A 6,530-nucleotide genomic window follows, 5' to 3' on the forward strand; every position below is an offset into this window, starting at 1 on the left:
CAACACGCGCACGCGTATTGGATACGCACCCAGGGGTCCCCCCGGGTGCGCGCGGACAGACGGAGGTGCGAGCATGAAGCGCGCGGCTGCGATCGCATTTGCGGTCGTCATGTTCGTGTCGATGCTCGCGAGTCCGCTCGGAGCGGCAGCGGTCTCGGGACAGACGGCGGGACCGAGCGGAATGGTCGCGCTCGGGAACGACCAGATCTCCGAGGACCTTCCGAGCGGTACGGACTCGCCACTCCGAGCGAGTGACCTCGAGGGAGCGGTGTACGCCGGCGACCATGCCGACACGCTGGAGATCGTCGTGACGACGCCGGAGCGAGCGGACAAGTACATGGAGAACGGCAGCGTCGTCGCCGACGACGACGTGGCGATCGTCCTCCAGGACGACGAGGTCCACGACGGCCGCGACATCGCCGTGGAGACGGACGTCCTCGAGGCGGGCGTCGGATACACGCCGGAGGTCGCGTACGGCGTCCACGACTCCGGCGAGGAGTGGCAGAGTCCGATCGAGGTCGACGGCACGGTCGCGCGGTGGAACGTCCCGGAGTTCTCGTCGAATACGGTCACTTTCTCCGGCGGGATCGAGCTCACCGGCTCCGCAGATGGAGACGGAACGACGTACGAATACCAGCTCGACTCTCTCGAGGGAGTTGACGACTATTCGATCAATGTGACGGGCGTGACTAATGATAACTCAGTTACCGTATCCAAATCGGCAACTAACGGCGACTCTTTCGGAATCGACATTGGCGGAAACAAAAATCCCGTTGGGCCTTCAGACGGTCAGATTCCGGTCGAACTGACCGGAAATGAAAATAATACCATATTCAGCACAGATAGCATTGAAGATGATAGTACAGCCCCTGATACACTCTATACAGACACTATTAATGTGACCGAATCTGGCGGCGCAGACTACTTTTTCTACTTCCAACCAGATGGCTCATTGGAAGCAACAGGCGAATTAGAACTAAAGATCGACGGGACTGTGGTCGGGTCGACAACTGTTAACAGCGGTAACACGTCAAAACAGGGAATTTCTAATCACTTAAGCGAAGGAACGCATGATGTGAATCTAACCCTTGGTAATGCTCTTGGGAAGAATACGATTGATAATACTGGATATGAAAGAGATCCCGGTATTGAGACTGAAGATCCGACCGTTACGTTCGACACGGGTGAATCTGTCAGTTACAACGGCGTTCTGTCTGATGGTCAATCTGTAACACGGTATGTCGACCTAACAAGAGATACATCTACATTTGATGTTTCCACAACTTCTGGAAACGTTGATGTAAATATCGACTACGTCGAGCAAACCGGCACTAGTGACCCCGTCGTGGATGTGAACGGTTACACGACTACCTACGACGGGACGCTCGCGGACGGAGAGACGACGAGCCTCGCCACGAACGAGGCTTGGCTCGAAAACGGAACCAACACGGTGACGATCAACACGAACTCGCCGGCGACGGGGCCGGAGTCACTGGTCGGATTTGAGTACCAGCACGACGCGAGCGGGACGACTCAGTCTGTCGACGTCAACGCGACCTCCTGGACGGAGACGTTCAACGTGTCGCAAACGTTCCCGTCGTCGGTCTCGGACGCGAACGCGGTGCTCACGTTCGACGACCGGGTCGCGGAGATCAACAACGTAGAATACCGCGTCGGAGGTGGCGAGTGGCAGGCGCCGCCGAGTCACGAGCTGAACGGAACGGACCTTGAGGTCCAACTTGGCGACGTGGGCGCTGATACCACGGTCGAGGTGAGCGCGACGGGCCACAAGATCCGGACGTACGACGGCGCCGTGGAGATCGTGGAGCCGACGGTTGAGGGAGACAAGCTCGCGACCGAGGTGAAGATCACGAATATGACTGAGGGCGGGATGTGGGGACTCCGCGTCGACGGAACCGCAACCGGCGATCGAATCCACTACACCACGGAGGAGTCGTGGAGTGGTGAGTCGGCGCACGCGGAGATCACGGAGAGCGGGACTCAGATACTGAGGGCTCCTGATGCGAACGAGGGGTCGACCATGACGGTTCGGTCGTCCCCGATCTCCGTCGAGCCGAACGTGGGGGCTGTGGAGGTTCTGATGGATGATGCGAGCGAGCCGCGGTTCTCAGTTCGGGACGGCAACACGATCGGGGCGGATCGGCTCGAGGTGACGTACTACGACACAATCAGCGGCGACCGGTATGCACTGTGGTCGGAGACGCGCGACGTGGAAGTCGACGCGGCTCGGGCACAGTCGCCGGTGACGTTCGTCGCATCCGGGGCGAAAGAGACGTACTCGATCGAACAACGTGACGCGGCTGGGTCGGGGCCGGTCGGGGGTCCGACTGACACGAGGAACACGCTGCCGCTGGTGGTCGCTTTCGGTGGGATCGGCCTCGTTCTAATCGGGACCGCGCTTGTCGGCCGACGGTTCGGTGTCGGCGGGCGACTCCTGCCGATCACGGCGACCTCGCTGTCGGCGGTCGCGATTCACGTGCTCGCGCCGGGAGAGTCTCCGTTCGTCCGCGCGCTCGAGCTCGGATACGAACCGACCGGAGACGCGGCGGGGAGCGTCGTCCAGGCGGCGCTCTCGAGCAACGTCGTTTCGGTCGTCGTCGCCGCGGTGCTCCTCCTCGGACTGTGGCAGGTCGACCAGCGGACTCAGGGTAATGTCCCGCTGCCGGTGTGGGCCGTCGTCGGCATCCTCACGGGCGTGTGGGCCCTCGAGACGCTCTCCCCCGGCGTGATACTTGGCGGGCTCCGCGAGGGTATCTCGACCATGGCGCCGCTCCTGGTCGCCGGCGGCGGAATCGGTATCGCGTGGTTCGTCCGGAACTGGTTACGGGCGCGTCGCGAGGAGGCTCGTACGCCGGATACACAGGTAACGCTCGGAGACGGGTTCGACCGAGGGAACGACTAAGACCATGTTCGGGACCGTCCACGGACTCGTGACGTCGCTGGGGCTCGGCACACAGGTCGCCATGGCGGCGACGCTGGTCGTTGCGGCGTTCTACGTGTATAGGGCGGTCGGCCTGGCGCGTGTCGTGTCGGGCGTGCTCGGAACGCTCACGCGGGAGGTACTGGTCCTCCTGGTCGTCGGCGCTGTCGTGATTGGGCTCGGGTGGGCGTCGCCGAACGTCGGGACGCTGGTCGACCACGCACAGTTCGCACTCAGCGAGGGAGTCGACTTTGCGACCGGACCGGGTAAGAAGGCGTTCCGGTGGATCGTCGAGCGGGTCACGTCGTAAGGCTATCTGACAAGGTGCTTTCTCGGAGTACCGCCCTCCCGAACACGGCGCTCTTACCGCGGAGAGGGCCTCGTACGCCCGTCCTGTAGGTTCCACGTGCGGAGCGGTGTGGTGCGGTAGACCGGAGCCGTTCTGGCTCCGGTCGTTATTGTTCTCCCCCTTAGGGGCTACACCCGTAGGGTCCCCTGCTAACCTACCCACGCACCGCAGACGCTCAGACGGCCGATCTCGCGACGCTACACCCTGCAAAAAGCGCGATCCGCGACAACCCATTAGGAAACATTATGTTTTAAAATACAGTCGGTAGGTGGGCAAAACTCACTCTGCGGCCGGATCGACGCGCGATCGGCGGCGCCGACGCACCCGGTTAACCAACATCGGAGGGTGAGAGGCGCGAAGTGTTGGTTAAGACCACGAAAAAAGAGAGAGGCGAAGCTACCGACCGACGCGAGCCCGTGGCGTCGAGCGCCGTTACTCGACCCAGTCTCGCCGATCGGTCCTCACGCGGACCTCGTCACCGTCCAGGTACTCGCGGTCGAGCGCGTTCGCGAGCTGGTGCGGCTCGATCGAGAGGTCGCGGAAGTACGCCCACTCGGAGGTCCGACCACGATCTCCGTCGCCGGCGTCGTCCTCCTGGTCGTCGCTCTCCTCCTGGTCGTCGACGGAGCTCGGATCGTCGCGCTCCTCGCGACGTTCGCGCCGCTCCTCCGCGCGTTCCATCATGTCGTCCACCTGGTCGTCCGGGTAGATCCGCCGGAGGATATCCTCCGCCTCGTCAAGCACCGCGAGCGAGGGGAATACGACCAGAACCGGATTCGAGACCTTCTCACAGACTCCGATCTCCGCGAGTCGGGAAACGTGGTAGCGGATCGTCGAGCGGGCGAGACCTGTTCGCTCTTCGAGCGTGTCGTACGACGCACCGCTCTCGGTCGCGACGACGCGGAGGATATCGTACACGGCCTGGGTATTCGCCTTGAGAGCCTCGCGGTGGATCTCCGTCCCGACGGCCTCGTACCGCTCCCGAAGTTGCGCACGCCGTCCGGCAGGGTGCGTATATCGATACTCCGCGGAGGCGGGTCCGGGCTGATAGTCGTCGGCGATTAGCTCCTCGCGACCGACGCCCGCCCACTCAAGGTGGCTCGACACGACCTCTCGGAGCGTTTGAATGACCTCGTCCCACTCGTCGACGTGCGGGAGCGCGGAGTCGCCGGTGGCGCCGGCGAACGACGCCTCGAGCTTCGGGTGGTGAGCCGGGTCCTCGCGCGGGATCTCTGTCCATCCGGCGGCCTGATAGCACTTCAATTCGATATCGTACGACGTCCGGGGGAACCCGAGAAGGTGCCACCGGTCGGCGTCGAGGAGCGCCTCCAGGTATCCCTCGCGCTGGCGGAGCTGGTGCGCTTCGATCTCCGACTGACCGCCGTAGGCTATCAGCTCTCGAGTCTGGTCGATCGTCTCGACGACCTGGCGCTTCCATCCGATATCAAACCGGTGGTGAGCCTCCACTTTCGTGAGGCGCCGGCTCTCGTCGTTCCGATCGGCGAGGAGCCGACCGCGGTCGACGTCGAGAACCAGCTCGAGGACGTCGAACATCCGCGCTTCGACCTCGTCGGAGGAGTCCGCCCACGTCGTTTGGCACTTCACGAGACTCCCCTCTCCGTACTGTAGCGTGAGGCTCTCGCCGTCCTTGTAGTTGAGATCGGCGAACTGCGGGAGCGCGCGAACCGAACACGCTTGTCCGGTCTTGTGGAGGTCGCCGTCCTCGTCTCGCTCCCGGAACGTGAGGAGGTACTCGTAGTACGCGGAGTAGTCGTCTCCGGTGCCGGTTCCGGCCTTCCACCGCGACGAGGTGAGCTTCACGACCCACTCGCGGCCGGGCGTCGGCGCCTCGAGCCACGGGAGATCGTCGAAGTCGACGACCGCAGCGATCCCGGGTTCCTCCTCACGATCGCCGACGACGTCGTACCAAAGCTGGTGGAGCGCGGAGTACACCGAGAGATCCCGGCTCGCGTCGTTGAGAACGGCCTGAACGCCGGCGCCGTGGGCGGCGGGCTCAGGAGCGACGCGGTCCTCGAGGCGCGGGTCGGGGAGCGTCCCGATCGTGGCGTCCGGCGTCGAGGGCATGTCGATACTCACGCCGAACCACGCTCCTCGAGGACGCGGAGGACGTTCCACCAGGTGACGCTCTGGCAGGAGTGACAAACGTGCTTGAACGAGCCGCTCGACGTGTCGCCGACGATCTCGACGGTCCGCTTCTCTGAGGTCTTCCCACACCCAGTACACCGAGCGCGGAGGAGCGGGCCGGCGTGACCGGAGCCGACGGGCTCTCGGCCGAGCTGGTCCGCACTCATTCGCCGGAACCCTCCATGTACTCGACGGCGTCGGAAAGGGCCGCAGCCGGCGTCTCGTACCCGGAGCCGTCCATAACGGAGCCGCTCATGTCCCACCCGCTAACAGAACTCTCGGTTCTCCACCGAGTGATACCGAGTGTCCACGCGTGGAGCCACGGACCACGTGGGAACAGCGAAAGGCGCTCCTCGTCTCCGTTCTCGTGGACGATCTGCCAGCTCGCGCTGACCTCCTCGCGGCGGCGGTGTCCGTCGCGAGTCCACTCGCCGACCTGGTCGGGGAGATCGTCGCGAACATCGTTGAACCTCTCCTCGAGGACGTCGACCGTGTCGTCGAGGGAATACTCGCCGTCGCGGTAGGCGGCTCCGTGGTCGTGGTGTTCCGCGAGGTCGCCCGTCTCGTCGATAACGAGACCGCCGGGACGAGACGCCTCGACGAGGGAGGGCTGGTTACTCATCGACTGAACCCTCCTGGTCGTCTTCCTCCTCGTCGAGTTCGTCCGCGAGCCCGTCGGGGAGGTTATCGTTCTCCTTAGCGAGCCGGAGCTGTTCCGCGAGCGAGCTCGCGTGACCGGAATCGTCGCTCACGCGGACGCACCCCCGTCAACGTCGTCGGGCTTGTACCGGCGAGCACCGTCCGAGGTGCCTTTCGAGAAGGAGTCGGGGCGGTGTGGGCATCCGACCAGGTGACCGTACTCGAGATCGCCGTTGATGCTTCGGGTACACCGCGCGCCGCAGGTGTCACACCAGAACTCTCGTGACTTTGAGGCGGTGAAGGAGCCGGAGTAACCGAGGCTCACGCCGGAACCCCTCCGGTTGTGGACCTGTTTTTAGTCGAATAGCTATTACTAAGAAGTGATACGTTAGAGTGAAGACCGTTATGGGGCCGGAGGGATTTGAACCCCCGATCGACTGATATCTCCGGTGCGCC

6 protein-coding genes are annotated in these 6,530 nt (G+C 63.5%); 2 read left to right on the forward strand and 4 right to left on the reverse strand.

The window, feature by feature from the left end:
• Positions 1–73: 73 nt before the first annotated feature.
• Both DJ81_RS18720 and DJ81_RS05390 read left to right on the forward strand, forming a co-directional pair.
• Positions 74–2,923: a hypothetical protein gene (locus DJ81_RS18720; RefSeq protein WP_141212543.1), complete on the forward strand. Its 2,850-nt coding sequence runs from the start codon at positions 74–76 to the stop codon at positions 2,921–2,923.
• Positions 2,924–2,927: 4 nt separating this feature from the next.
• Positions 2,928–3,251, forward strand: a complete 324-nt coding sequence (locus DJ81_RS05390) for a hypothetical protein (protein WP_094588862.1) — start codon at positions 2,928–2,930, stop codon at positions 3,249–3,251.
• A 471-nt stretch (positions 3,252–3,722) separates the two neighbouring features.
• Here the strand turns inward: DJ81_RS05390 and DJ81_RS05395 are convergent, their stop codons facing one another.
• Genes DJ81_RS05395 through DJ81_RS19095 form a run of 4 tightly spaced genes read right to left on the reverse strand, consistent with a single transcriptional unit; the run spans position 3,723 to position 6,187 of the window.
• Positions 3,723–5,375, reverse strand: coding sequence for a winged helix-turn-helix domain-containing protein (locus DJ81_RS05395; protein WP_094588864.1), 1,653 nt, complete (start codon positions 5,373–5,375; stop codon positions 3,723–3,725).
• 8 nt (positions 5,376–5,383) lie between these two features.
• Positions 5,384–5,602 carry a hypothetical protein gene (locus DJ81_RS05400; protein ID WP_094588866.1) on the reverse strand — a complete coding sequence of 73 codons (219 nt, stop codon included), beginning with the start codon at positions 5,600–5,602 and terminating at the stop codon, positions 5,384–5,386.
• A complete protein-coding gene (locus DJ81_RS05405) occupies positions 5,599–6,057 on the reverse strand; it encodes a hypothetical protein (protein ID WP_094588868.1) in 459 nt (152 codons plus the stop codon). The genes DJ81_RS05400 and DJ81_RS05405 overlap by 4 nt, the downstream gene beginning before the upstream one ends.
• On the reverse strand, positions 6,050–6,187 hold the full coding sequence (locus DJ81_RS19095; protein ID WP_170938251.1) for a hypothetical protein: 138 nt from the start codon (positions 6,185–6,187) through the stop codon (positions 6,050–6,052). The genes DJ81_RS05405 and DJ81_RS19095 overlap by 8 nt, the downstream gene beginning before the upstream one ends.
• Positions 6,188–6,530: the final 343 nt, after the last annotated feature.

Source organism: Halorubrum sp. Hd13, from assembly GCF_002252755.1.
Classification (GTDB): Archaea; Halobacteriota; Halobacteria; order Halobacteriales; family Haloferacaceae; genus Halorubrum.

Coding starts and splice junctions, on each gene's coding strand:
- DJ81_RS18720 (WP_141212543.1), top strand. CDS start 74: ATGAAGCGCGCGGCTGCGATCGCATTTGCGGTCGTCATGTTCGTGTCG.
- DJ81_RS05390 (WP_094588862.1), top strand. CDS start 2,928: ATGTTCGGGACCGTCCACGGACTCGTGACGTCGCTGGGGCTCGGCACA.
- DJ81_RS05395 (WP_094588864.1), bottom strand. CDS start 5,375: ATGCCCTCGACGCCGGACGCCACGATCGGGACGCTCCCCGACCCGCGC.
- DJ81_RS05400 (WP_094588866.1), bottom strand. CDS start 5,602: ATGAGTGCGGACCAGCTCGGCCGAGAGCCCGTCGGCTCCGGTCACGCC.
- DJ81_RS05405 (WP_094588868.1), bottom strand. CDS start 6,057: ATGAGTAACCAGCCCTCCCTCGTCGAGGCGTCTCGTCCCGGCGGTCTC.